Genomic DNA, 23,466 nt, shown 5'->3' with positions numbered 1-23,466 from the left:
GCGGCGCGCCCAGCATCACGCCAGCGACCTCGCCCGTGACGATCAGCGCGCTGGTGTCGTTGTCCTCGATCACAAAAAACGCCAGGCCCGCCGTCATCGCGTTGATGATCTCGACCATGGTGCGCTCGGCATCCGGCCTATTGACGTGCGGAATCTCCTGCGTCGCGCCGGATCGGAAGATGATGGTGATGGTCGAGGACATGGCTAGGCCCGCAGCTCGATCACGGCCGGTGTCGCCGGCCGTGAGGTGACCGGCCGCAGCGATCGATAGTCCGCCAGGCTGCGGATCGCGGCCCTCAATGCAGCGTCAGCCTGCACGGCCAGCGGTTGCCCCTGCGTGTTCCTCAGCGCGAGCACGACGCGCCGCTTGGCCTCGTCGGGCCAGACGAAATGGCCCTCGTCGTCGATCTCGCCGAGCCGGTGATGGTCGTCAGGCGCGGCCGCCGGCCTCGGTCCGCGCGCCCTCGGCCTGGTGCCGCGCTGGTAGTGCCGAACGATGGTTGACGGGTGATTTGCGTTGCGCTGCTCGGCCGGCGACAGGCTGTCACGCCAGGCCGTCACCTCGCTCTCGTGTTCGGCGAGGAAGATCGCGCCGCGCCGTTCCTGCGTCTCGACATCGCCGAGGCCTGCGGAATCCAGCCAGGTCCTCATGGCGCGCATGTAGACCGGTCCATAGGGCTTGTTGACCCTGGCCTGGTGCAGGCACTGCGCCTTGCCGACCACCAACGCCTTGCCGATCGCCATCCAGTCCGAGAACAGCGGCCTGGTGCGGATGCGTTTCCAGGCGGCGCGGGCGGCAGCGATGACATCCTGGTCGGGCATGGCTACCATCCCACGCCTTGCGAAATGTGAAGTGTCAGCGTGCCCGAGGACACTGAGGCGGCGTTCATGCGAGCGCCGGCAAGCGGGCCCGTGAACACGAGGACCGATGAGGCGGCCGTGATCGCCGATGACAGCGCGCCCCAGTTCTGCGTTGTCTCCTGCGTCAGATCGTCCAGCGTGCCCTCGATGGTGACGCTGAACGCCGCCGAGGCCGTCGCGGTCAGCAGGAACGAGGTGAATTTGCTGCCGAGGTAGTCGAGAGCCTGCGCTGCCGAAACGCCGCTCGATGAGAGGGTGATCTCGTGGTCTGCCATCGCGCCGGCTCCATCAAACGTCTTATTTTAAGCCCTTTGACAGCTGCTGTTAGTTCGCGCTGCGCAACGCATTTGATCACAGCGCTGCGCTGATCTATCATATCTTTGACCAGGTGCCCAACTATTGGAGGCCTCAATGCCGACGAGCCGCGAAGGTGACGTCATCGGTCAGATCAAGCAGGCGCAGCGCGATTGCGAGCGGGCCCGCCAGGCGTACGGCAAGGGTGGCGGCGTCGAGCAGATGACCCGATGCGACCGCCGGCTTGCCGAGCTGCAGCAGGAGCTGTGGCGCGTTCAGGCCGGCCTTGCGACGGACCACGACCGCCGCCCGCGTTAACGCGCTGCCCAGAGCAGCGGAGAGCGTACGCCATGCGAAAGAATTGCCGCATCGATGTCTGGATGTCCGAGGCGACCGCCGCCAAGATCGAGCAGCTGGCGCGCGAGGACGACCGGCCGGTCTCGGTCATGACCCTCCGGCTGATCGAGCACAGCCTGGCGCAGATTGACGCGCATCGCGCCGCCGCGATGGCGAATGGTCATCAGCAGCAGCAACCGCAGGAGGCAAGGCCGTGAGCTGGTCATACTCTGACATCGTCAATTATCAGCGGGAAAGGTTGGAGCAAGAGCGCGCCGAAAGCCTCGCGATGCTCGAAAGCGGCCGCCTCAACGAGGATGCCGCGCTGGTCAATACCGCCAGCGACGCGCTGTTGCGGATCGACAGGGACGCGGCGCAGGTCCAGCGCTACGCCGCCAACCTGGCGAGGCAGGAGCAGCAGCAGCAGTACGCCGCAGCCAGCAACAAGTTCGGGCTGACGCGAAGCGAGCAGGAGATCGCCGAGGCCGCGATTCCCGATCGCGACGACGTCCGCTTGACCAAGGAGCAGAAGCACGAGGCCTATTATCTCAACAAGCAAAAGCTCGCACGGATGAGGGCCAGCGGAGAGTATGACGATTCACAAGGCAAGGTGTTCAGGAGCTGATCATGCCGACATTTCGTCCACCTCGGCGGGTTGAAGTGATCTTGTTCGACGATGACGGCGGCAAGCGGGTCGCGGTCGCGAACCGGCCGACCAGCCGCACCAGCAACATGCCGCACTGGGACATGGCCTTGCATCACCTGCCGTCCGGCCGCACCTGGCCGGCCGACTTCAACGGCAACAACGTGCTCGATGCGCTGGCCGAGCTGGTCGAGCGCAAGGATCATGAGTACTTCGCCGCATCGGCGCGGCCTCGGATGCAGAACGACCGCAATGTCCCGATCGATGACCTTGGCAACCCGACGCGCGCGGATCTGACGACGTATAACGGCAAGCGGGTCGGCTTCGGCAAGGCTGCCGCCGAGGCCGCACGCTCACGGAGGGGATGACCATCATGGCGAGCTATCTCAAGGATGTGCGTAAGGCGCCGAAGCCCAGCGGCTTCTCGCGCGATAAGTCCAATCTGGACGAATGGTCCGCCATCGCCAGCGAGCGCAGCCGCGATGCGCCCAGGGCCGGCGGCACGATGAGCTTGCGGGACAATGGCGGTCAGCCGCAGCTGCGCTCGACCTCGGCGCCGCCGCCAGGCTTCGGCGCTGATCCGTATGCGCGGGCCAAGGCCGACCTCAACCACGACGGCTCGAACTACATGAAACAGGTCCGCCGCTCGACGAGGTGACGCGATGGTGACGCGACGGAAGCCCCGGAAATATCGCGACGGTGGCGCGGTGCTTGCCGATGCGCCGCCGATCGCGGAAACGGTTTCTCCAGCGACTGCGGATGGACCAGCGCAGGAGATTCCGCCGGCCTCGCCCGACACCTCAGAGGCGGTGTTTCGCGCGCTTGAGGCGACCCGCAACGCCGAGCGCCTGGCCGCGCTCCATCAGCAGGCGCCGCGCCAGGTGGTGCAGCAGCCGACGATGTCGGAGCGACGCCGCGCCTTCATCGCCGAGCATCCGGAGCTGGCCGACCCGGTCAACGCCGAGGCGGTCAATGGCTACTGGCGCCAGGCCCTGCGCATGGGCATGGCCGAGGACAGCCACGACCTCGACAGCTTCGTGCAGCGCGCCCTAGCGTTCGAGCTGGGATCGCGGGTGCACCAGGCCGAGGCCGAGGCTGTGGCTAAGGCCGCGCTGCCGGCGACGCCAGCGCCGGCCGCGCCCCGTCCGGAGCTGCCGCCCTCGATGGCGGAGCCTCGGCGCAACATGCCGTTGACTGCGCCGGTCGAGCGCGCCGTGCCGAGCTACGGCGGCAAGCGCACCAGCGGCATGATGCATCTGACCGAGGAAGAGCGTCGAATCGCGCGCAACAGCTTCGTCGACCGCCCCGACCTTCCGAAGATGACCGACGCGCAGAAAGAGTATCTCTACGCCCAGTCCAAGGCGAAGTATGAGGCGATGAAGGCCTCGGGCGAATACGACACCACGCAGGGCCGGCAGCGATGATCGATCGCGACCAGGTGCTCTCCTTCGCGCTCTCGCGCTTGCGCTATCTGGGCGTAGCAAATCCGTATGACACGAGCGGCCGGCCGTTCTCGATCGAGGACATCGTCGCGCAGGCCATCGACCGCTTCGGCGGCGCGGCCCTGCCCGTCTTGCAGCAGCACCTGCCGATCAAGGTTCACTGATGCCGTACCAGGCGCGATATCAGGGCGACGAGCCGGGCGCGATCAAGGCGGTCGACAGCACCAATGATCTGATCATCTTGAAGCTGCGGACGATGCTGCGCGCCGCGCCGCAGTCCATGGACCGCTATCAGGCCGAGCTGCGCGAGCTGCAGCGCAAGCACGTCGATGACGTCGAGGCGGCGCTGCGCGAGATCAGGCGATAGCCATGGGGCAGCGCACGGATCGCAGCCAAGGGCGGCCGAGCTACATCCCGCGAGACTATGGGCGGGCGAATGACCGGCCCGACGCGAAGCGCAAGGCGCTCCTGTCGCGCAAGGAGCGCTTCGCGGGGCTGAACGAGCTTGCGATCAAGAGCGGCGATGCGCTTTTGACCTCGGTCGCTGGTGATCCCGAAATCAGCTTCGTGTGCCTGCCGTCCTCCGCCTTTCCGCAGCGGCTGCGCGATCTCGATTATGAGCTGCGGCATGATGGCGAGCAGCAATGGATCTTGCCGCATGCGATCACCGAGCGGTTCGGCCGGGCAGCCGACGGCACGCTGGTGCCGCTGACGGCAGAAAGCACAATGGCGGTCGTGCACAAGGTGGAGCACGCCGGCATTGTCAGGGTCCAGAGGTGGAGCTTCGAGCTATGACCACCGGCTCCCTGACCGTAACGTGACGTCCGCTTTCGGGCGCTGAACCGGAAATGGCCGGCGAGGAGCCGGATCGACGCGACTGACCCAAAGCAGGCTTGAGCCGCGAAAAGATCAGATTTGAAACCATCATAGGTTAATCCCTTGTCCCGAGCCGTCCTTATATCGGCCGTTTGACCCTGTCCTACTTTAGTTCTTGTAGTGCCGTAATCTGCTAACGAGGGTGCCGGGTCTGCCAAGGGGACGTCGATGCTTCCGCCCGACGAGATGCGCTCAAAAGCTGAGCAATGCGACCGTATGGCCGCCAAAGCTCGCGATGAGCAAATTGCATTCTTCTTCCGCGAAGCCGCCGACCATTGGAGAGCGATGGCAGCTCAGTTGGACCTTCTGGAGCAGGAACAGGTCTATCGGATCATCCGTGGCCGATCGAACAATTAAGGCTGCCTTGGTTGGCGACCTCTTCGACCTCATCGAGATGTCGCGTTTTGGCCCGTTCCGGACCTCGCAATCTGTGTCGAGGATGTCCGCTCTCGGGGGACGACCGGAAGTGAGCGGCCGAAGGGCTTAAGGATCGCTTGTGACCCATTTCAGACCTTAGGGAACTAGTTGGTGGCCCTGTCAGATGCCATTGCCGCGCGCATAGGAACATGATTAGCTCGGGCTGGGAGAACGCGGGAGGCACCAATGATGTGGCTCTGGTTCGCGGCTGCTGTTCTGTCCCTTGCCCTTGCTGGGGGGCTGCCTGCCCAAGCGCAGCACAAGGTCTCTTTCCCATCGACGGATGCTGACCTGAAAGGAGGGACGCCCACCACCGTCACAGGCTATTTGTACAAGCCTGAGGGGGCGGGACCGTTTCCGGCGGTCATCGCAATGCACGGCTGCAATGGCGTTCTCGACCAGGACGGCAACGTGATCCCACAGTACGGCGCGTGGGGAGAAAGGCTCTCGAAGGACGGTTACCTAGTTCTCTTGCCGGACTCTTTCGGTTCTCGCGGTCATGGTGATCTCTGTGCGGTGCAGCCCGTCAGTGCGCGCCCAGTGCAGGCCGACCGCGAAATGCCGCGCGACAACTACGGTGCCTTGGCGTACTTGCGAACACGTCCAGATGTGAAGCCAAACAGCATTGCGATCCTCGGCCAATCATTCGGTGCCGCAGCAATGTTCTATACAATCGCGGAAGGTGCGCGACCAAAAGAACTGTCAGCCGAGCAAGACTTCCGCGCCGCGATCGCCTTCTATCCACCGTGCCAGCAGTTCCTTGCATGGGAACCTAAGTGGAAGCCTCGCCAGCGGCTCCTCTTCTTCATGGGCGAGGCTGACAACTTCGCGCCCGTTGCGCCTTGCAAAGAGCTGCTCGCTGCGGTGGTCGCAAGCGGCGGGCCGCCAATCGAGGCGCATTGGTATCCAGGCGTCTACCACGCCTTCGACCATCCCAACCTTCCTTTGACCGTGCGCACTAATGTCAAGCTGCCTCCCGATGGGCATTCCCCGACGGTTGGGAGCAATCCAGAGGCACGGGCGGATGCAATCCTTAAGGTCAAAGCCTTCCTGGCCGCCAATCTCAAATAGCTGCAACTGGTCTCGCTGGTTTCGACTGCTCTTGGCCCAACAGAGACCTGCTACCCGGTGCCATTTCGGTCCGCTGTCAAGGGCACAGCGGACGTTGCGCAGCGTGTCCTTTAGCTGACAACGCGATACTTCTTCGCGGCCTTTTTGCGCGGACCGGCCGACGGCTTCTCGGGATGGAGCGCCCGCACTTGAGGGCGACCCGGACATTGGGCACGGCTTGACACCGGAGAATGCTTCAATCCGTGAAACGGTGCCTTTTGTGGTGCCTTGGCCCGGTGGATATGCGGATTCCCTGGAAAAAACGGCATTGACGCCAGGACCACACGACTTCACCGTCCGCACCTCATCAGTCGTCGCGCAAAAGCGCCTGACAAGCCACGGCCACCGCATCCCCGCCCCACGTATCGTGACGATCGCGCGTACGCCCCTTCGCATCGAGGCGGGATGGCATGGATGAAACCACTGATTTGGGGGTGAAGTCAAGGTAATTTCTGATATTCAGAATTTTACTTGCGTTGTTGCGTTGGGCGTGGCGCCTTGGCGCTCGTTGGACACATGAAGAAAACTGCACTGTCACCGTAATGCCGGAGGAACTGCCTCTGGCTGCCGGTTACGCCTTGGCAGCAACGTATCCATAAAAATTCATAAGAAAGTCTCGAACGGCGAGGGGCTTTACGGCACCAGTTTTTTCCTGCGGATGCGGTATCACGTAGTCTCCATCGCCATATGAGAAGACCTTCGCCTTCACATATCCGTTCATCACTTGTATCTTCTCGCGCAGCACGACCCAGTGCATTGTAAAGGCGGAGCCTTTATCGGACTGGTCGTCGTAGTCGATCATATTGGCGCTTATGAAAAGACATACGCGATATCCGTTGTCGAGCAGCTTGTTTGCTTCGTTTACATCGTCGATGCCTTTGTTGAATCGTGAAATGTTGGTATTCTCGCGCACGTCCCGGTATCCTGCCTTGCGAAACCATTGCTCCATTTCGCTCGGCAGCGTGACCCCAGCAAGATCGCTGATCTTGCCGGTGTCGTCGAAATCGAGGAACCAGTTCTCCGAATCGCGTATGGAGGCGCATGTCAGCCAATCGACGTGGTCCAGCGACCAAGGCGGCGTGAAGTTCCTCACATCCTTTCCCGGCTTGATCAGCAGGCGGCCGAGGTTAGCCTGCCCTTTCTGATAGAGGTCGATCGCGAACCGCGCGTAAGACCCCGGCTTATCGGATGCGTAGCTGAACATCAGGGCGGATGGCCCGCACATACTTCCCTGATCCTGATTGATGAGGCTCGGCTTCGCAATACGCCTGAGAATACCTATGCCGACGCGGTGGGGGTCGAGCTTCGGAAAGAACGTCGTCCTCGTATTCTTCAGGAAGTCGCAGACCATTTCCGCAGCTAGCTTCTTCTGATCGGAATTGAGGTCGTAGGGTCCGATCCCGCGCCTCTCCTTGTATTCTTCTCCGATGAAGAGCGTCAGGAGCTTTTTCGACGTGGGGGAGAGCGTCCTGGAGGTGTTCGCAATGGTGGTCAAGTCGTCCAGCTCGAATGCGGTGACGGTGCCGTCTGCGACAGTAGCTCGGATGATGTCGACGATCTCACCGTAATCCAGCTTTGAATCGTCGATGAGGCCTTTGCGAAGTGCAGCCTCGACGGAAGGAGTCGCGATTCCATCCCATTGGCCTTTTGGCCGTGCGGGCTTGGCGGCCGCCTTCATCGACAATTCAACGAGCCGGCTGAATGTCGGGCCGGCAGGCCGAATATAGCCGTCAGGCGCGCCGGGAAAGTTCTTCTTTTGGAAGTATAGAATCGAGCTGTAAAGGCCGTCGCTGGCATGACCGGTCACGACCATTTGCGGTTTAAGCGTATTCTCGGCGCCGCCGTCAGAAATGGCGATCTTGTTGAGCAGCGAAATGACGAGTTCCTGATCGTTTTTCCAGTTCTGGCAGCTGCGTCCGGTCGTCGCGAACCGTCCGACCATGTCTTTCAACTGCAGCATATTGCGTCTCCGGAACAGGAATGCTGCCCCGAAGGTCCTGACATCCGGCCTGAGGCAGGCGCTGTGGCGGTTCTTCCCGCTGTAGGTTTGGTCTTGCCTGCCGTCCCTTGCGTTCACTCGCAAGGACAGCGATCGTCTTGCGGCGACGTTCACGAGTGCGTTAATTGGCCTACCGAGTAAATCGGAATTGGTCGGCGCACCGTCAGTGGACCGAAGCTAACAGTTGATGCCATCGTTTAACGGCGGCGACGATTTTGTCTTGGTCTGCGGTCCATGCAAAGGGCTTTGGATCAGTGTTAATGCCGCCGCCCAGTAGCCCGCAGGGTGGATCAGCTAAGCGTGATCCGCCACTTCAATTGAGCGTGGCTATTGGCGAAACGGAGGGGCGGCGCGTCGCTTTCAGACGCTCGCAGTTTAGCTAGTTTAAATCATGCTCGTGAGCGGCGGGTTCACTTCGTCGATCTTGAAAAATGGCGGAGCACGCTGAGGCTAATCACCCTACGCCCTGCTGTAGGAGCGAACGCGCGATTACGGTGAGAGTGTCCAAGAATGTGCTTTCCGCGGGGCGCCAAAATCGCAATTCATGCACCGTCACTGAGTTGGATGTCGGTTCCGTGCGGATGGGTTCCTCATGGTGCGGCGGTAGGCTGGAAGACGTGCCGCGCCAAACGACAGCGCACCTAGCGGAATTGCAAAATACCAGTCGAGATGTCCGAACCGGTCGGCTGCAATTGCGACTGCGGCCCCGACCAAGATTGCGGCGATCATGCTCCAGCTCGAGGACATTGGCATCCGTTCGGTGTTGGGCTCTTTGCTTTTCGCTGACAAGCGAACAACCAAGGCAGCGGCGAGGGCGAGCACAGCGACGGCCAAAGCCCCGATCACTGGAGTCCATGCGTCTTTCATGCAGGCGACACTCCTAGAGCTAAATTAGGAGAGTTAGAGCTCCCCCCTGGTCTCTTGTATCTCTAGGTCTTTGAGGGGTGCAAGCCGTCGATCCGCTCGCTTGAGCTGAATTTCTGCTTCGCCTCGACATTGCTTAGGATGGTAGCCGGTCGAGCGGATTACAGTGAAGCACGCATAGGCGGTTTCAGGTGACGTGTTTATTGGGCGGAAAGAATGGATTTCTGGCTCGCCTCCGACCCCCACAGGTCAATTGGCCAATTCATACCCAGGGGACAGTCCACCGTCGTAGATCTTGAAAAGGGCGATTGCGCTGACGCTAATCCGCCTGCGGCCCTAAGCCTTGAAATACAGACCATGTCGGCCATCGCGGATCCGACCGGACGTGGCGGACCCTCGCAAAGGTTCCGCACCGGAGCGCTTTGATCTGGATCAAGCCAGTTGGAGGATCGTTGCATTCAATTTAAGCTAGAGGCCGACGTTTTGAATCATGACGTCCGTCTGATCAAACTTGCGGAGTGGGGGCGAACCAACAAACCAGCAACGTAGTGGAGAGACCGCCATGGCCGTCAATCTCAGTTCAGTTGCACAGCAGCTTTTGACCCCTGACGTGATTGCGCAAATTGCATCCTTTGTTGGCATTGACCGGAACACAGCGCAGAAGGTCGCGATAGCCACGATCCCGACAATACTGGCCGGCCTATCCGATCTGGTTGGAACCTCGGCTGGCGCCAACCAACTATCAAAACTGCTGTCAGAACAGCAAGGCACCAATCCCATGGACCTGCTGCGCACCTCCGGTGCTCAGGGCCTGGCTCAAATGGGCTCGAGCATGTTGTCCGGACTGCTCGGAGGCCGAACTGTGGACACCATGGCCCAGGCGATCGGCAAATTCGCGGGAACGGGCGAAGGCGGCGGCAAGTCGTTACTCGCCTTCATCGGCCCGCTGGTCCTGGGTGCGCTCGGTCAGCAGCAGCGTAACGCTGGGCTCGATGCAACCGGATTGGCATCGCTTCTGCGCTCGCAGAAGGATCAGATCATGGCGGCGATCCCGTCGGGACTCAGCGATCAACTCAGCGCCTCGGGCCTGATCGACAAGGCGGAAGCCGGAGCGCGCAGTGGAATGTCCACGGCTGCCGCCGCAGGGAGCCGGATTGCCGGCGTGTCCGAACGGGCAGGCACTGGCGCGAGCCAGGCCGCCTTTGCCGCCAGCCGGACGCAATGGCCATACATACTCGCCGCGGCGGTCATCCTTGGCGGAATTACCTGGTATGCGCTTCAGGGGCCGACCGAGCAGAGGGGCGCCGAGAGTGCGGCTGTCACGCGGCCGTCAGCCGGAACAGTGGGCGTGGCGTCCCCGGATTTCACCGTTGACGGGGTGAACCTGGCGAGCCAGGTCAATTCGTCCCTGGGTACGCTGAAGGCTGCACTGCCAACCATCACCGATGACGCCAGCGCGCAGGCGGCCCTGCCGAAGGTCAACGATGCCATTTCACAGCTGGACGGCATCACGGCGCGGGCGGCCAAGCTTTCGCCGGACGCGCGAAGCGCGCTTGCCAAGCAGATCATCGCGGCGACGCCGGCAATCAATCAGATGTGCGACAAGGTGCTGGCGACGCCGGCCGGCACGATCGCAAAGCCCGCGATCGACAATCTTCGTGCCAAGCTCGACGAGCTGGCCAAAGTCTGAGACGTCACGTGCAACGGCTCGCGCCACACTTCAGTAGCGCTATTGAAGTGGCGGATCAGCAAAGCGTGATCCGCCACTTCAATTGTGCCGTGCTTATTACAGAACGACTGGGTGGTGGCGCATTGTTTCAGACGCTCGCGGATCAATTGGCTTAGATCAAGCTCGTAGAGGCGTCCAGTTCGCAGTCGACGATCTTGAAATGGCGGATTACGCTGGCGCTAATCCGCCCTACGGCCCTTGAAGGTGTGTAAAGGTGGGAACCAGGGTCTAATACGGATTGATTGGACGCGCCTGCCGCGCTCTAAGTCTGCCGGGGGGAGCACTCAAAACACGGAGCTGTTTCGTGGGTTCCTTAATCGACGACGCGCTATTGCTGACCATCTTCTGCTCTGCAGCCTACCTTGTCATCGTGATCATGAGCGCCGCTGTAAGCGCAATTCTCAGTAACGCCCTCACCGCCTGCAGGCGTGCTTGGCAGGGCCTGAGCCTACGGCTGAGTTGAGGCGGGAGCGCCGGCAACGCACCCTTGTGCGGGCCTTCCAACTCCGCCGATCGGGACGGCAGCGCGTACGGCGGATCAGCGCAGCGTGATCCGCCCTTCAATTGTGCCGTGCTTATTGGCGGAATGAATGGGTAGTACGACGTTTCAGACGCTCGCAGGTAGATTCGTTCAAAATGTTCGTACGAGCCGGTCTACCGGCGTCGAACTTGAAAATGGCGGATTACGCTGACGCTCGTCCGCCCTACGGCCCTACCCTCGCTTTCTTGCTTTTGCGCTCCTGCCCGACGTAGACATGATTCCCGCAGCAAGCGGAGACCACGATGGCGAATGGATCGAACATAAGGGGTGGCCAATGCCATTGCGGCGCGGTTCGCTTCGAGGCGGCGCTCACTGACGGCTTCAATACGATTCGCCGCTGCAACTGTTCCTACTGCCGAATGCGTGGCGCGGTCGTTGTTTCGGCGGAGATGGGCGGCATCAAAATTCTTCAGGGCGAGGACGTCCTGACGAGTTATCGATTTCACACCGGATCGGCGCAGCACTTCTTCTGCTCGCGTTGCGGCATCTACACCCACCATCAACGCCGATCCAATCCAAACCAGTACGGCGTGAACGTCGCCTGCCTGGACGGGATCAGCCCGTTTGACTTCCCGGAGGTGTCGGTCGCAGACGGCGTCAATCATCCGAATGACACCGGCGGACCCACGCGCCTGGCAGGCACGCTGCGCTTCGTACCAAGCGACTAGCTCCCGCGGCCGACGGCCGGAATTGGGCGCGCCTTGGCTCTCGTTGCGAAGGGCGACATTCGGCGCAAACCAATGTCGAGATTCCGGGCTCGAGGCCTGCGGCCTTGCCCCGGAATGACGGTGGTTGTGGGACGGCAAAATCAGCTGTCTCGGCGCGCAAGCCGCCGGGCGATAGCAGAATCGACGACACGCCGCAGGCGATGTAAAACACATATCGACAAGCAGGCCGGCTCCCCGTCGACCGAGATGACAAAGCGCTCCAACGATAAGAAAGAACTGACCATGCGCACCGTGCTGCTCGCCGCCAGCCTCTGCACCATCGCACTCACCGCATCGACACTATCCGCATCAGCACAAACCGCGCGGCCCGAGCCAGGGCCGCTGAGCATCGCGCGGCAGGGCAGCTTCTTTGTCGGCGGGCGCGAGGTGAAGTCCGACACGCTGTCGACGCTGCCGGCCTACGCGCCATCGGGCACGATCACGGTCGACCAGATGTATGTGCGCTATCAGGTGCCGGCCGGGAAGCTCGGCGTTCCCATCACCTTGATTCATGGCTGCTGCCTGACCGGCAAGACCTGGGAAACCACCCCTGACGGCCGCATGGGATGGGACGAATATTTCGTCCGACACGGACACCCGACCTATGTCATCGACCAGGTGTGGCGCGGGCGGTCGGCGGCCGATCCGTCGGCGATCAACGCGGTGCGCACCGGGAAAGCGCCTGTCGACAAGTTGCCGACGGTGTTTTCCGCAGGCCACGAGGGCGCCTGGGCGATCTTCCGCTTCGGCAAGGACTATCCGCAGACGATGCCCGGGATGCGTTTTCCGCTCGCGGCGCAGGCGGAGTTCTGGAAGCAGATGGTGCCCGACAGCCTCAACAGCCTGCCGACGCCCAATCCGACCGTTCCGGCGTTGTCGGAGCTGGCGCAAAAGATCGGCGGCACCGTGCTGATGAGCCATTCGCAGTCCGGCATCTATCCGTTCCAGACCGCAGGCCTGAACCGCAAAGGCATCGCCGGCATCGTCGCGATCGAGCCGGGCGCCTGCCCCGAACCGACGGCGGATATGACGCCCTATGCGGGCCTGCCGATCCTGGTGTTGTGGGGCGATTACGTCGACGAGTTTCCGCGCTGGGCACCGCGCCTGAAGAATTGCCGCGCCTTCGTTGCCGCTGCCAACGCGGCCGGCGCCAAGGCCGAGCTGCTGGTGCTTCCGGACATCGGCATCAAGGGCAACACCCACATGCTGATGCAGGACGACAACAGCCTCGACATCGCCGACATCCTGATCGACTGGATCGGCAAGCACGTCGCGACCACAGAGTGAGGCGATCAACTCGCATCGCGGCTCCGCTTTGAGCAGCAAACATGCTGGAAACAATAGGTTGTTGCTTGCCAAAGCCTTGCGAAAACGTCGATCCGGCCAATTGAACCCTGTCGCCGGACTCATGCTTTGCTCATTCGGGCGGCAACGTTCACGATAGCGCCTGCACATCCGAAAGTTGCAGGCTCGCGACGTCCCGCAACCAGCCGTTCGCTCAACCCGGGCGGGAGTGTGCAAAACCGTTTCTGGATTCAACTTTTTCGTTACAGCGGTAACAAGACCCCTACGCTCTCCGAAAATTGTGCTGCAGCGCACAGATATCCTCCCGTATACCAGTACCGGGGGCGACGGAGATACTTTATGAGTGATAGGACCGAAGGTCCGGTGAACGGCCCGAGTCCCGACAGCCAGGGCGATGGCCAGGGGGGTGCGATCGTTGCCCAACTGACACCGTCCGCGCACCAGGATCGGCGGGTTCCGCTTTGCCTGGTTGTCGAGGATGACAGCACCATGCGCCACCTCGTGACCAGTTATCTCGAGGATCACGATATCAGGGCCGTTTCGGCGGCGCGGCGGGAGGAGGTGGCGGGCCTGCTGACGCGCACCCATCCTGACCTGGTCGTGCTCGACCTGCGGCTTGGGCAGGAGGATGGGCTCGATCTGCTGCGCGAGATTCGCGCCACCTCGGACGTGCCCGTCATCATCGCCACCGGCCATCGCCGCGACGAGATCGACCGGGTGGTCGGGCTGGAGCTGGGCGCGGATGACTACATCACCAAGCCGTTCGGCCTGCGCGAGCTGCTGGCGCGAATCCGCGCGGTGCTGAGGCGCCGCGAGGCCGGCCAGGCTGCGGCCCAGCGCGAAATCGAAAAGGGACGTTGCCGCTTCGGCAGCTGGCAGCTCGACCGCAGGAACCGCCGCCTGACGGATCTGCAGGGCGAACCGGTGGCGCTGAGCAAGGGCGAATACGCTTTGCTGATCGCCTTTCTCAACGCGCCGCAACGGCCGCTGTCCCGCGAGCACCTGCTGCAGGCGACGCGCGTCCATGAGGACGTGTTCGACCGCAGCATCGACGTTCAGGTGCTGCGGCTGCGCCGCAAGCTGGAAACCGATCCGAGCGCGCCGTCGATCATTCGAACCGAGCGCGGCGTCGGCTACGTCTTCACGCTCCCCGTCGAGCCGCTCTGATGGCGGACCCGCCATCAAAGCGCGCGGAGCTTCGGATGTGACGTTCGCATCCCGAGATTCCCCGCACCGGGGCGCGAATGTCAGATCCGCTCCACCAGATACGGCCGCGCGGCGCCCGAGCCACGCGGTCGCCAAGACCATCATTGCTACGCGCGACGTGAGCCGCATTACGGCCGTAACACGAACGCGCCGCGCCGGAATGCTGCGGAAACATGGCCGCGACAGGATCGCTCTGCCGAACATTGCTCGGGAGAAATCCATGTCGTCCGCAAAGCCGTTGCCGCAGCTCCGAAGCAAGCCGCTGACCTCGACCATCCACACGCTTCGAATTGATGCAGAGTCCATTGGCCACGGCGTTCAGCCTGCGTCCGCCGGTGCAATGCATGTCCGCCGCGTCTGTGATCTGATCGCGCGATTGGCGTTCGAACTGCAACAGTCGTTGCCCCACCTGCTGCTCACGATCATGTCTTTCGTGATCTCGGAATTCCTGCAGGGTTGCGCGACCTACGCTCAGACGATGTACCCGATCCATTTGCCCGCCGACCCGTCGCCCACCGCCCCGCGCGACGGCTTGCGCGAGCGAGACCTCGCGCCACAGCAGGGTGATCTGCCCGCGCCGCCCGCGAGACGACCCAGGCTGATCCTCGTTTCCAACAACGTCGGCCCTCGCAGGACGTTCGAACATCCCGGGACCCGACCGACCTGATGCGCTCACACGCCTTGGCCATGTTCATCTGTCTGTCGTTCGCGGCCTCGGCGCTCGGGATCGGCGTCGCTGCGCACCTCACCACATCGGCCGACGCGGAGTCCCCGCTTGGTCCCGAACTGACCGCTTCCGAAGACCAGGCGCCGATCTCGCCGATTCCGCAGCCGCCGCCTGCCGATCCGCAAAAGCTCCTGCTCGGCGAGCGGCTGTTCGGCGATACGCGACTGTCGGCAAACGGCGATTTATCGTGTCAGTCCTGCCACGATATCAAGACCAATGGTGCCGTCGACGCCGCGCACCGCGGCTCGCCCTGCGCGACCGGCCCGTCTTCGGCAGGGCTCAACACGCTGACCGTGTTCAATGCAGCGCTGAGCTTCAGGCTCGGCTGGCAAGGCAATTTCCGCAGCCTTGCGGCGCAGGCCGAGGCCTCGATCGAAAGCCCTCACGGCATGCACAGCAGCGCCGGCGACGTGGTCCGCAAGCTCAACGCCGATCCGGACATGGTCCGGCGGTTTGAGGCGGCGTACGGACACGAGCCGGACCGGGACAGCCTGCTGGACGCGCTCGTCACCTTCGAACGCTCGCTGCTGACGCCCGACAGCCGCTTCGACCACTGGCTCAAGGGCGACAAGTCGGCGCTGACGACCGAAGAGCACGATGGCTATCGCCTGTTCAAATCCTATGGCTGCATTTCATGCCATCAAGGGGTGAACATCGGCGGCAACCTGTTTCAGCGGCAAGGCGTGTTCAAGCCGCTGGTGAAGACCGGCCCGCAGGTGGTGCGGGTGCCAAGCCTGCGCAACGTCGCAACGACTGCCCCCTATTTTCACGACGGCAGCGCCGCAACCCTCGAACAGGCCGTCGCCAGAATGGCCGTCGCCCAGCTCGATCGGACCCTGACGGACCAGCAAATCGCCTTGATCGTCGCATTTCTTAAGACGTTGACCGGGAATTACCGTGGCTCGCCTGTAGCGAGCGGAGCTCAGCCATGAGACCTGCGTGGGCAGCTGGCATCGTTGTCATTCTCGTCGGCGTCCTGACCTGGCTGTCGCTGCGGGCGCTGAATCCGGAGGCGGAGAGATTCGACCAGGCCTTCACCGAACTCAATCGGTTCGGCATGATCGAAAACGCGCTCTACCGCCACGTCTTCACCGCGCGCGCCGGCGTGTTGCGCAACTACGACCCGCTGGTCGAGGACGTCAATGCGCTGCACGACTCGCTGCAGAAGCTGAAGGAAGAGCAATCGACGGATGCCACCGCGACCGAGATCCTGAACCGGCTTGCGGCCTCCGTGGAGCGCCAGGAAGAACTGGTCGAACACTTCAAGACCCAGAATGCATTGCTGCAGAACTCGCTGGCCTTCTTCGGCCGGTTCGGCGGACAGCCTCACGCCGCGGAGCTGGATCCGGCGATCAGCAACGCTGCCGCGGCCATCCTGCATCTGGCGCTCGACACGTCGGCGCCCACGGTCCGCGACGTGCAGGATCGCCTCGACGAGCTCGAGCGGCAGGCGGCCGAAGCCAACCTGTCCGACTCCGTCGACGCGCTGCTTGCGCACGGCCGGCTGCTCAATCGCCTGCTGCCGTCCGTCGACAATATCTTGAAAACCCTGCATGGCCTGTCGCAGACATGGCAGCAGGATCAGCTTCGTGCGACGCTGCTCAATCAGCAGATGGCCTCGCGTGCGTCGGCGCGACAGTACCGCGTCCTGCTCTACATCACCTCGCTGCTGATCGTCGGCTTCCTGGTCTATCTGGGCCTGCTTCTGAGCTCGCACGCCAAGGCGCTGCGGCGCCGCGCCGAGTTCGAGCACATCATCGCCCGGATCTCGACGCGCTTCATCAATGTCGCTCCGCAGGAGCTCGGCAGCGAGATCGATCGCGCCTTGTCCGACATGTGCGCCTTCCTGAAGCCGGACCGCGCCTATTTCGTCATGACCACTCCGACGCCGCGGGTCCGGGTCTGGCAGAAGCCCGGCGTCGAATTTCCGCCCGACTGGCCGGCCCGCGCGCCTGAGCTCGCGCTTCAGATCGGCACCGCGGCCGATGGCACCGTGCAGATCGAGCGTGTCGACCGGATGCCGGTCGGAGAGTTGAGGACGCTGTGCATGAACCTCGGACTTGGCGGCTGGGCCTGCGCCACGCGGGTCGCCGCGGACGGCATCACGGCTGCGCTCGGGTTCGACGCGGTCGGCCGCCCCTGCCCTGGACGGGCAGCCGAGCTGCCGCTGATGCGCATGGCCCTGGATTCCATGGTGCGGGCGGTCGAGCGGCAATCCATGGAGCAGGAGCGCTCGCGACTGGAAGCGCGCTTGCAGCAGTCGCAGCGCATGGAGCAGATCGGCTTCTTCACCAGTGGCATCGCCCACAACTTCAACAACATTCTCGGAGGCATTCTCGGCCACTCCGAAGTCATCGAAGAGCATGTCGGATCGGACGCGAAGCTCGTGCGCAATCTCGGGGCCATCAGGCGCAACGCCGAGCGCGCGAGGGACCTGATCGATCAGATCCTGGTGTTCGGACGCGCCCGCAATGCCGGACGCAAACCCTTAAGCATCGGCGCCCTGGTTGCCGAATCGGCGTCCCTGCTCGAGGTGTCGCTACCCGACGGCATCGATCTCGTCATCCGGCAACCGCCGACCGCCGCCATCGTCGCCGGCGAGCACGTGACGTTGCAGCAGGTCATCCTCAATCTGTGCCGCAACGCCTCCAACGCGATGCCGGACGGCGGACGGATCGAGATTGCGATCGAACTGCACGACATTGCAATACGACGCAGCTTCAGCCACGACAGCATCGAGCCCGGGCCCTATGTCTGCATCGCCATCACCGATACCGGGCACGGCATCGAGCCCAACCTGCTGGAACGGATTTTCGAGCCCTTCTTCACCACGCGTCCGTCCGGAAACGGGCTCGGGCTGGCGACGGTGCGCGAGATCGTCCGGGAGCATGGCGGGGCGCTCAATGTGCAGAGCACGGTGGGCGAAGGCACCCGTTTCGAGATCTGGCTGCCGCGGGCGTCCGCGGCCGAGCCGGCATCGACGCGGCATGTCGGGCTTCCGACGGGCGACGGCGAAACCATCCTGCTGATCGCCCAGAATTACCCTTGCGTGCTGCGCGACGAGGAGCTGCTCGCGGCGCTTGGCTATGAGCCGGTCGGCTTCTCCAGCCCCGACGCTGCACTGGCCGCGTGCCGCGCCCAACCGGAGCGCTTCGACCTGGTCGTCGTCGGACATTGCGGCTCAGCTTCGGCCTCGCTGCAAACCGCTGCCGCCCTGCATGACGCGCTGCCGCGTGCGCCGATCGTGCTCGCCTCCAAAGCAGCCATCGAGATCGGAGCCGAAACTCTGGTCGCGGCCGGCATCTTCGATGTCGTACGATGGCCGCTGGTCGCCGAAGAAATCGCAATCACGCTCGCGCACGGGTCGGAGCGCAACAAGGTTCATCCCTTCGCCGCGCCGCGTCACGTCGCGCGGCCGAGATCGTCGCTGCATTAGATTTGGGACACTATACAAGCGTTGTGCAAGCAACAGGGGAGCCAGCACGATGAGCAGGTCTTGGAATAGCGGCCATGGTCCAGCTTGCGGTTGCTGCGCGTCCACGCGGCTCTCCCGCCGCAGCTTCATCGCCGGCACCGCCGCGGTCGGGACGACGGTCGTGCTGAGCGGGACGGCCGCTGTTGCACAAAGCCGCAGCCTGATCGACACCCATCATCATTTCTACCCACCGCGCTATCAGAAGCTCTGGCTCGACTGGGAGGACGCACACAAGCTGCCGCATTTCCCCGGCCAGGTGGCGTGGACGAAGCAGAAGGCGATCGAGGACATGGAGGCGGCCGGGGTCCGCACCGCCATCCTGTCGATGGCATCGACGCCAGGCGTCTGGTTCGACCTTGGCGCAGAGAAGGCCAGCGAGCTCGCGCGCGAGTGCAACGATTACGCGGCGGAGATGGTCCGGGACAATCCCGGCCGGTTCGGTCTGTTTGCAACCCTGTCGATGCTTGATGCGGATCGCACGCAGCGTGAGATCGAGTATGCCTTCGACACGCTCAAGGCCGATGGCGTCGGCCTGCAGACGAATTATGGCGACAGCTGGCTGGGCGATGCGCGCTACCGCGTGGTGTTCGATGAACTGAACCGGCGCAAGGCGGTGGTGTATGTGCACCCGCTGGTCGCGAGCTGCTGCGCGGCCTTGAGCGTCGGCACGTTCCCCGCCGTCATCGAGGTGCCGCACGACACCACGCGCACGATCCTGAGCCTGTTGCTGTCCGGAGGCCTCGCGCGCTGGCGCGACATCAAATGGCTGTTCTCGCATGCGGGCGGCACCATGCCGATGATGGCCGGCCGCATCGAGTCGTTCTATGGCACGCGGCCCGAGCTGCACCAATTCGCGCCGGACAATATCTCGGGCGAGTTGCGGCGCCTTTACTACGACACTGCCAATGCGACCAGCGCGCCGTCGATGGCGGCGCTGTTGAAGCTGGTGCCGACGTCGCAGGTGACCTATGGCTCCGACTATCCCTACTTCCGTCTCGACCAGATGCGCGACCTGGAACGGCTGGGCCTCGACGCCTCCGATCTCAGGGCGATCGGCAGCGGCAATGCGACCCGGCTGATTCCGCGGCTCGCGTGATCACGCCCGGCATCAGTCGGCGGACGCGACCGGCGACGGATTGGACGAGGGATCGGGATCGTAGCCGAACAGATAGACCAGGTATTTGTAGTAGTCGGGCTGTTTGGCCTTGAGGTCCGCACGGCTGAACGGACCATCATTGCCATACAGGAACACGCTGGCGGTGACCGCGAAGAACTCGGCGGGATTGCTCAGCAGATAAGCGTCTTGCGGATATTGTTTCTGCTCCTTGGCCTGGTCAAAGTGCAGCTGGATTCCCGCATTCTTGAAGCCCTCCGGCAGCTTGAGGCCGTGATAGGCGTGCAGCAGTTCATGCAGAAGGGCGGGACGGTCCGCATAGGCCGGCGACCCCAGCAGGATCGGACGGATCATGATGACGCCGAGATTGGTGTCGACGCCGAGCGCGACCGGATCCGGGTTGATCCAACGGCCCTGTTCGCTGTCCCAGATCGAGCCATAGGACAGCAGGCGCGAGGTCTGTGGCGGCGAGGCGGCATAGCAGGCGGGATGCAGCAGCTGCTTGGGATCCTGGAGATCCTTGCCGCTGCTATCTTTGGTGAAGCTCAGGCAGCCAAGCTCGTTGACCGTGACGGGAATGGTGCGGAAGAACTCCAGCACGCGCGGGCTCAGGCCCGCGACCTGCTCGACCATGTCGACCTGGTGCTTGAGCCGGTCCACCATGACGGTGAAATCCTTGCGTCCCGCGATCTCGGTGAAGTCCAGCAGGTGGCCGCGATAGGCTTCGACCAGGAGCTTGTCGGGGGGCTGCTTGTCCGAGGCGGGAGCCGGCGCATTTGGCGTCGGCGCGGCAAACGCGGGCGGGTTATCGCCAGCCCGGCCGGAGACGGGCAGACACAGGGCAGCACACAAGGACGTCGCAAGCACGAACCGCATGGTTGTCTCCAGGGACCGAGATACCATCCCTGCAGGACCCGCCGGACGGAAGAGCCGGCTCTCAAGACGCGGAACGGTGCGGGTCAATCTAGGGCCGCGAAATTGCGGGTTCGTTAAAGTGGAACGCGCAGTTTGACAGGCGCAGGCTACCTGAATTTGCCTTTCTTGGAATCTCGAGATTCTCAGGTGCGCTATGCGCACCATAGTTCGATGCAGTCGCATCGCCCGGAATGACGCTGAGAAGTCGATGCCACAAACTTTGTAGAGCCAGTAAGACTAGAAGCCACCGGCAGCTACATCTGCGCCCGCGCGACGCAGATCGCCGACAGACCGGCCGGGCCGATCGTCCACGTTCGGCTTCGCGGTCGCCAATCGCAGCACCGCGAGATAGCTCGGCTGGACTTCCATCCGATTTCTATGAGGGCCTTCGCTCAGATAGCGATGGAGTCGCGGCAGGTTGTAGCAGGGAACGTAGAACAGCAGGTGATGCTCCAGGTGATAGTTCACGTAGTAGGGAGCAATGAACAGGCGTTCCAGGACGTTTGCATGGGTCGTCCTGGTGTTCCTGAGCGGATCGTTGCTGTCGGGGACCACCGCATGTTCGGCAATGTTGCGGATGCGGACGATCACCATGTGCCAGGTCAGGAGCGGCAACAGCCAAAGCATCGGATAAACCCACCACAGGCCGCAAGCCGTCAGCGCCGCGAGCATGACGCCGTTGGTCACGCATTGCGGCCCGAGCATGTTCCAGAAATGGGCGGCACGCTGACGGAGCGACCAATCCTTCGATCCCAGCGCAGCGAGGAGCTGCGCCTTGCGCTGCTGATAGCCGGTCTGTCCCGTGATATCGCGAAAGAACTTGCGCCGAAAGCTGAGCTTCGTGATCGGAAACGGCGCCGAAAGCACCAGGTCCGGGTCGTCCTCCTGCTGGGTATTCGCATGATGCTTGAGATGGTAGCGTCGATAGGCACAGGTTTCCGCGAAAATCGGATAAGCGCAGAACCACTGGGCCAGCGCCAGATTGACTCTCTCGTTCGACGACAGACAACCGTGTGCGCCATCGTGCATCAGGATCGCCAGCCCAAGCTGACGCGAACCGATGATGGCGACCGCCAGCAGATAGGTCAGCGGATTCGGCCACCACACAACCAGCGCCATCGCGCCGATGATGAGGGTCCAGGCATGCGCGATCAGACCTACCCCTTTCCAGGTGGACCGCTGGCGGACGATCGCCAACTGCTCCTCGGTGAGGAGATCGCGGGCTTTCAGACGATGGACGGTCATGATCGCCTTTCCTTGTCTGTCGAATTGGTGACGGCTTGCGCGCCGACGACACGGAGGCGCCCTGCCCCTCCGGCGGCTGTCGATTCCATGGCCTGATCGCCGATCGCGCGCAGCAAAGCGGTACACATCTCGTCGGGCGAGCGGCCCATCGCCAAGCCTTCGTTGACCACCCCGATGGCGACCGCCCAAAATCTTTGCGAGGTCTCCTCGGGCGCGCGCAGCGGCTGCCATCCGTGCCGCTCGACCTGGGCGGCGAACGCACGCTTGCCCTCGCCGTGAAGACGCTCCATCGTGCGCTCGACCAGCGGCGCAAGGTTCGGCCGGCGCCGCGCGAGCGCGAGCGCATCGGTGAAGAATGCGACGGTGTCGTTCGCCGTCACCGTCTCGGCAAGAGCGCGCACATAGTCCTGTGGCGTGTTGGCCTGGAGAGCGGCCTCCTCGGCCGCACGCGCCAAATAGAGCACGTCGCGACAGGCTGTTTCGACGAAGAGGGCTTCCTTGGTTCTGAAGTAGTAGGTGATCTGGCTCGGAAACGCGTCGGCGGCCGCGGCGATGTCGTTGATCGACGTGCCGGACAATCCCCGCTCCTTGAACAAGCCAGAGGCGGCATCAAGCAGCAGTGAGCGCATCTTGCGCCCCGCCGACTTGGTCGCGCGGATGGCGTGTTTCGGTTGGTCCGAAGGATCATCCATGGAGGCCGACTTTACCGCAAAATTTGTATGTTATACAAACAAAAAATGAGCCGCCGCTCTAACTTGGTCGTGAACAAGCGACGAGGCCGCGATCGGAACGGCTTCGCTCGCGAGGAATCGCCATGACGTCGCTTGGCCCTGTACTCGGAGCGTCGTCCTGTCGGTCAGTCCTCGTTGAGATCCGGCAGCGCTCGAGCGCAACCGACCGCGCTATCACAAGCGCGATGCCGCTCGGACCATTACGGCCAGAGCGAGATGGCACCGCCCTGGAGATAGCGGTCGATAACGAAAGCTACAGGCTGGATGTCGCGCGATGCTTTTCGCGCTATTTTGCTTCGGCCAAGATCTTGTTGGCCAGTGTAAGCATCTCGTCATGTCCATTCGTGACGTCTTTTGCGACGTTCAATGTTGGTTGTCCAAAGATTGCCTGCAGGCCATCCGACGACTTGACGTACTTCTTGGCAAGCTCCACGCCATCGTCAGCCGTCTTTTCCGCCTTCGCTACTCTCGCCTTCTGTACTTGGGTGCCGAAGAGAGCTCCAGCTGCTGCGAAAACCACAGCTTCCAACGAATTCAGTAAGGACGTGAGCCGCGTCCAAACGAGCTCTTGTGGCTCGCGGACATGAAACCCGAGATACACGAGATATCCGATCCAGATCGCGATCAGCACGGTGGCAACGGCCATCGTGAAACGGTTGACCTTTTTGGGCTCCATGGCGGACGGCTTTCCAGCTTGAGTGTCAGATGCGAATTCAAGGGCTTCGACGATCTTCATGATCAGCTCTCATTCCCAAATGCAATTTCGAGCAACCGAACAAGGCACACGCTTGCCTTCTGCAGCTGCAGGATGCTGCGACCCGCAACCATGATGCAATCGGGTCAACTTCGAGTGCAACTTTAAATTTTTTTGTAAGATGTTAGCTACTTCACAATAGGTTCACCCGATGTGAGTTTGAATGGTTGGCCGC

Annotated in this window: 27 protein-coding genes; 19 read left to right on the top strand and 8 right to left on the bottom strand. The window is 62.7% G+C overall.

The features are described from left to right. The 3 genes from BRAS3843_RS36155 to BRAS3843_RS36145 form a co-directional block, all read right to left on the bottom strand. The coding region (locus tag BRAS3843_RS36155) for a hypothetical protein (protein ID WP_035983969.1) at nt 1-202 on the bottom strand (202 nt) is incomplete at its 3' end. 2 nt (nt 203-204) lie between these two features. Further along, complete coding sequence (locus BRAS3843_RS36150) at nt 205-822, bottom strand: hypothetical protein (protein WP_008974239.1); 618 nt, start codon at nt 820-822, stop codon at nt 205-207. A gap of 2 nt (nt 823-824) precedes the next feature. Continuing rightward, nucleotides 825-1,136 (bottom strand): hypothetical protein, encoded by a 312-nt coding sequence (locus BRAS3843_RS36145; RefSeq protein WP_008974238.1) that lies wholly within the window; start codon nt 1,134-1,136, stop codon nt 825-827. Between the two features lie 136 nt (nt 1,137-1,272). On the opposite strand from BRAS3843_RS36145, the gene BRAS3843_RS36140 reads away from it, so the two are divergent. The 11 genes from BRAS3843_RS36140 (at nt 1,273) to BRAS3843_RS36100 (ending at nt 5,940) form a co-directional block, all read left to right on the top strand. Continuing rightward, nucleotides 1,273-1,473, top strand: a complete 201-nt coding sequence (locus tag BRAS3843_RS36140) for a hypothetical protein (protein ID WP_139025080.1) — start codon at nt 1,273-1,275, stop codon at nt 1,471-1,473. 32 nt (nt 1,474-1,505) lie between these two features. Continuing rightward, nucleotides 1,506-1,709: a hypothetical protein gene (locus BRAS3843_RS41140; protein WP_139025079.1), complete on the top strand. Its 204-nt coding sequence runs from the start codon at nt 1,506-1,508 to the stop codon at nt 1,707-1,709. Continuing rightward, complete coding sequence (locus BRAS3843_RS36135) at nt 1,706-2,116, top strand: hypothetical protein (protein WP_008974236.1); 411 nt, start codon at nt 1,706-1,708, stop codon at nt 2,114-2,116. The genes BRAS3843_RS41140 and BRAS3843_RS36135 overlap by 4 nt, the downstream gene beginning before the upstream one ends. A gap of 2 nt (nt 2,117-2,118) precedes the next feature. Continuing rightward, the gene (locus tag BRAS3843_RS36130; RefSeq protein ID WP_139025078.1) at nt 2,119-2,502 is read left to right on the top strand and encodes a hypothetical protein; all 384 of its coding nucleotides are present in this window, start codon (nt 2,119-2,121) and stop codon (nt 2,500-2,502) included. A gap of 5 nt (nt 2,503-2,507) precedes the next feature. After that, on the top strand, nt 2,508-2,792 hold the full coding sequence (locus BRAS3843_RS36125) for a hypothetical protein (protein ID WP_139025077.1): 285 nt from the start codon (nt 2,508-2,510) through the stop codon (nt 2,790-2,792). A gap of 4 nt (nt 2,793-2,796) precedes the next feature. Beyond that, on the top strand, nt 2,797-3,558 hold the full coding sequence (locus BRAS3843_RS36120) for a hypothetical protein (RefSeq protein ID WP_008974233.1): 762 nt from the start codon (nt 2,797-2,799) through the stop codon (nt 3,556-3,558). Continuing rightward, complete coding sequence (locus BRAS3843_RS36115; RefSeq protein WP_008974232.1) at nt 3,555-3,740, top strand: hypothetical protein; 186 nt, start codon at nt 3,555-3,557, stop codon at nt 3,738-3,740. The genes BRAS3843_RS36120 and BRAS3843_RS36115 overlap by 4 nt, the downstream gene beginning before the upstream one ends. Then, the gene (locus tag BRAS3843_RS36110) at nt 3,740-3,943 is read left to right on the top strand and encodes a hypothetical protein (RefSeq protein WP_008974231.1); all 204 of its coding nucleotides are present in this window, start codon (nt 3,740-3,742) and stop codon (nt 3,941-3,943) included. Before BRAS3843_RS36115 ends, BRAS3843_RS36110 begins: the two co-directional genes overlap by 1 nt. Nucleotides 3,944-3,945: 2 nt before the next feature. Further along, nucleotides 3,946-4,371 carry a hypothetical protein gene (locus BRAS3843_RS36105; protein WP_008974230.1) on the top strand — a complete coding sequence of 142 codons (426 nt, stop codon included), beginning with the start codon at nt 3,946-3,948 and terminating at the stop codon, nt 4,369-4,371. Between the two features lie 249 nt (nt 4,372-4,620). After that, on the top strand, nt 4,621-4,809 hold the full coding sequence (locus tag BRAS3843_RS41135) for a hypothetical protein (RefSeq protein ID WP_008974229.1): 189 nt from the start codon (nt 4,621-4,623) through the stop codon (nt 4,807-4,809). A gap of 246 nt (nt 4,810-5,055) precedes the next feature. Continuing rightward, entirely contained in the window at nt 5,056-5,940 is an 885-nt protein-coding gene (locus tag BRAS3843_RS36100; RefSeq protein ID WP_008974228.1) for a dienelactone hydrolase family protein, read from the top strand. A gap of 610 nt (nt 5,941-6,550) precedes the next feature. Here BRAS3843_RS36100 and BRAS3843_RS36095 read toward each other — a convergent pair. After that, the gene (locus BRAS3843_RS36095; protein ID WP_008974226.1) at nt 6,551-7,939 is read right to left on the bottom strand and encodes a hypothetical protein; all 1,389 of its coding nucleotides are present in this window, start codon (nt 7,937-7,939) and stop codon (nt 6,551-6,553) included. A 1,465-nt stretch (nt 7,940-9,404) separates the two neighbouring features. On the opposite strand from BRAS3843_RS36095, the gene BRAS3843_RS36090 reads away from it, so the two are divergent. From BRAS3843_RS36090 to BRAS3843_RS36055, 8 genes are all read left to right on the top strand, one after another. Beyond that, entirely contained in the window at nt 9,405-10,532 is a 1,128-nt protein-coding gene (locus tag BRAS3843_RS36090) for a DUF937 domain-containing protein (RefSeq protein WP_008974223.1), read from the top strand. 822 nt (nt 10,533-11,354) lie between these two features. Next, nucleotides 11,355-11,780 (top strand): GFA family protein, encoded by a 426-nt coding sequence (locus tag BRAS3843_RS36085; RefSeq protein WP_008974221.1) that lies wholly within the window; start codon nt 11,355-11,357, stop codon nt 11,778-11,780. 246 nt (nt 11,781-12,026) lie between these two features. After that, on the top strand, nt 12,027-13,106 hold the full coding sequence (locus tag BRAS3843_RS36080) for an esterase (protein WP_244425561.1): 1,080 nt from the start codon (nt 12,027-12,029) through the stop codon (nt 13,104-13,106). A 357-nt stretch (nt 13,107-13,463) separates the two neighbouring features. Then, nucleotides 13,464-14,291 (top strand): response regulator, encoded by an 828-nt coding sequence (locus BRAS3843_RS36075; protein ID WP_008974219.1) that lies wholly within the window; start codon nt 13,464-13,466, stop codon nt 14,289-14,291. A gap of 259 nt (nt 14,292-14,550) precedes the next feature. Continuing rightward, nucleotides 14,551-14,997: a hypothetical protein gene (locus tag BRAS3843_RS36070; RefSeq protein ID WP_008974218.1), complete on the top strand. Its 447-nt coding sequence runs from the start codon at nt 14,551-14,553 to the stop codon at nt 14,995-14,997. Beyond that, entirely contained in the window at nt 14,997-15,989 is a 993-nt protein-coding gene (locus BRAS3843_RS36065; RefSeq protein WP_008974217.1) for a cytochrome c peroxidase, read from the top strand. Before BRAS3843_RS36070 ends, BRAS3843_RS36065 begins: the two co-directional genes overlap by 1 nt. Further along, on the top strand, nt 15,986-18,493 hold the full coding sequence (locus BRAS3843_RS36060; RefSeq protein ID WP_008974216.1) for a two-component system VirA-like sensor kinase: 2,508 nt from the start codon (nt 15,986-15,988) through the stop codon (nt 18,491-18,493). The genes BRAS3843_RS36065 and BRAS3843_RS36060 overlap by 4 nt, the downstream gene beginning before the upstream one ends. 49 nt (nt 18,494-18,542) lie before the next feature. Further along, nucleotides 18,543-19,628, top strand: coding sequence for an amidohydrolase family protein (locus tag BRAS3843_RS36055; RefSeq protein WP_008974215.1), 1,086 nt, complete (start codon nt 18,543-18,545; stop codon nt 19,626-19,628). A 12-nt stretch (nt 19,629-19,640) separates the two neighbouring features. Here the strand turns inward: BRAS3843_RS36055 and BRAS3843_RS36050 are convergent, their stop codons facing one another. The 4 genes from BRAS3843_RS36050 to BRAS3843_RS39125 form a co-directional block, all read right to left on the bottom strand. Continuing rightward, nucleotides 19,641-20,522: a hypothetical protein gene (locus BRAS3843_RS36050; RefSeq protein WP_008974214.1), complete on the bottom strand. Its 882-nt coding sequence runs from the start codon at nt 20,520-20,522 to the stop codon at nt 19,641-19,643. 276 nt (nt 20,523-20,798) lie between these two features. Further along, a complete protein-coding gene (locus tag BRAS3843_RS36045) occupies nt 20,799-21,806 on the bottom strand; it encodes a fatty acid desaturase family protein (protein ID WP_008974212.1) in 1,008 nt (335 codons plus the stop codon). Further along, nucleotides 21,803-22,498, bottom strand: a complete 696-nt coding sequence (locus BRAS3843_RS36040) for a TetR/AcrR family transcriptional regulator C-terminal domain-containing protein (RefSeq protein ID WP_008974211.1) — start codon at nt 22,496-22,498, stop codon at nt 21,803-21,805. Before BRAS3843_RS36040 ends, BRAS3843_RS36045 begins: the two co-directional genes overlap by 4 nt. Before the next feature lie 325 nt (nt 22,499-22,823). Further along, nucleotides 22,824-23,273, bottom strand: coding sequence for a hypothetical protein (locus tag BRAS3843_RS39125; RefSeq protein ID WP_008974210.1), 450 nt, complete (start codon nt 23,271-23,273; stop codon nt 22,824-22,826). Between the last annotated feature and the right edge of the window lie 193 nt (nt 23,274-23,466).

It is taken from the genome of Bradyrhizobium sp. STM 3843 (genome assembly GCF_000239815.1).
Classification (GTDB): Bacteria; Pseudomonadota; Alphaproteobacteria; order Rhizobiales; family Xanthobacteraceae; genus Bradyrhizobium.
The sequence above is the reverse complement of the archived record's forward strand: the minus strand, read 5'-3'. Positions and strand labels throughout refer to the sequence as shown.

Coding starts and splice junctions, on each gene's coding strand:
- BRAS3843_RS36045 (WP_008974212.1), bottom strand. CDS start 21,806: ATGACCGTCCATCGTCTGAAAGCCCGCGATCTCCTCACCGAGGAGCAG.
- BRAS3843_RS36080 (WP_244425561.1), top strand. CDS start 12,027: ATGACAAAGCGCTCCAACGATAAGAAAGAACTGACCATGCGCACCGTG.
- BRAS3843_RS41140 (WP_139025079.1), top strand. CDS start 1,506: ATGCGAAAGAATTGCCGCATCGATGTCTGGATGTCCGAGGCGACCGCC.
- BRAS3843_RS36070 (WP_008974218.1), top strand. CDS start 14,551: ATGTCGTCCGCAAAGCCGTTGCCGCAGCTCCGAAGCAAGCCGCTGACC.
- BRAS3843_RS36095 (WP_008974226.1), bottom strand. CDS start 7,939: ATGCTGCAGTTGAAAGACATGGTCGGACGGTTCGCGACGACCGGACGC.
- BRAS3843_RS36145 (WP_008974238.1), bottom strand. CDS start 1,136: ATGGCAGACCACGAGATCACCCTCTCATCGAGCGGCGTTTCGGCAGCG.
- BRAS3843_RS39125 (WP_008974210.1), bottom strand. CDS start 23,273: ATGAAGATCGTCGAAGCCCTTGAATTCGCATCTGACACTCAAGCTGGA.
- BRAS3843_RS36100 (WP_008974228.1), top strand. CDS start 5,056: ATGATGTGGCTCTGGTTCGCGGCTGCTGTTCTGTCCCTTGCCCTTGCT.
- BRAS3843_RS36120 (WP_008974233.1), top strand. CDS start 2,797: ATGGTGACGCGACGGAAGCCCCGGAAATATCGCGACGGTGGCGCGGTG.
- BRAS3843_RS36055 (WP_008974215.1), top strand. CDS start 18,543: ATGAGCAGGTCTTGGAATAGCGGCCATGGTCCAGCTTGCGGTTGCTGC.
- BRAS3843_RS36115 (WP_008974232.1), top strand. CDS start 3,555: ATGATCGATCGCGACCAGGTGCTCTCCTTCGCGCTCTCGCGCTTGCGC.
- BRAS3843_RS36130 (WP_139025078.1), top strand. CDS start 2,119: ATGCCGACATTTCGTCCACCTCGGCGGGTTGAAGTGATCTTGTTCGAC.
- BRAS3843_RS36105 (WP_008974230.1), top strand. CDS start 3,946: ATGGGGCAGCGCACGGATCGCAGCCAAGGGCGGCCGAGCTACATCCCG.
- BRAS3843_RS36125 (WP_139025077.1), top strand. CDS start 2,508: ATGGCGAGCTATCTCAAGGATGTGCGTAAGGCGCCGAAGCCCAGCGGC.
- BRAS3843_RS36085 (WP_008974221.1), top strand. CDS start 11,355: ATGGCGAATGGATCGAACATAAGGGGTGGCCAATGCCATTGCGGCGCG.
- BRAS3843_RS36150 (WP_008974239.1), bottom strand. CDS start 822: ATGCCCGACCAGGATGTCATCGCTGCCGCCCGCGCCGCCTGGAAACGC.
- BRAS3843_RS36110 (WP_008974231.1), top strand. CDS start 3,740: ATGCCGTACCAGGCGCGATATCAGGGCGACGAGCCGGGCGCGATCAAG.
- BRAS3843_RS41135 (WP_008974229.1), top strand. CDS start 4,621: ATGCTTCCGCCCGACGAGATGCGCTCAAAAGCTGAGCAATGCGACCGT.
- BRAS3843_RS36065 (WP_008974217.1), top strand. CDS start 14,997: ATGCGCTCACACGCCTTGGCCATGTTCATCTGTCTGTCGTTCGCGGCC.
- BRAS3843_RS36075 (WP_008974219.1), top strand. CDS start 13,464: ATGAGTGATAGGACCGAAGGTCCGGTGAACGGCCCGAGTCCCGACAGC.
- BRAS3843_RS36040 (WP_008974211.1), bottom strand. CDS start 22,498: ATGGATGATCCTTCGGACCAACCGAAACACGCCATCCGCGCGACCAAG.
- BRAS3843_RS36050 (WP_008974214.1), bottom strand. CDS start 20,522: ATGCGGTTCGTGCTTGCGACGTCCTTGTGTGCTGCCCTGTGTCTGCCC.
- BRAS3843_RS36060 (WP_008974216.1), top strand. CDS start 15,986: ATGAGACCTGCGTGGGCAGCTGGCATCGTTGTCATTCTCGTCGGCGTC.
- BRAS3843_RS36140 (WP_139025080.1), top strand. CDS start 1,273: ATGCCGACGAGCCGCGAAGGTGACGTCATCGGTCAGATCAAGCAGGCG.
- BRAS3843_RS36090 (WP_008974223.1), top strand. CDS start 9,405: ATGGCCGTCAATCTCAGTTCAGTTGCACAGCAGCTTTTGACCCCTGAC.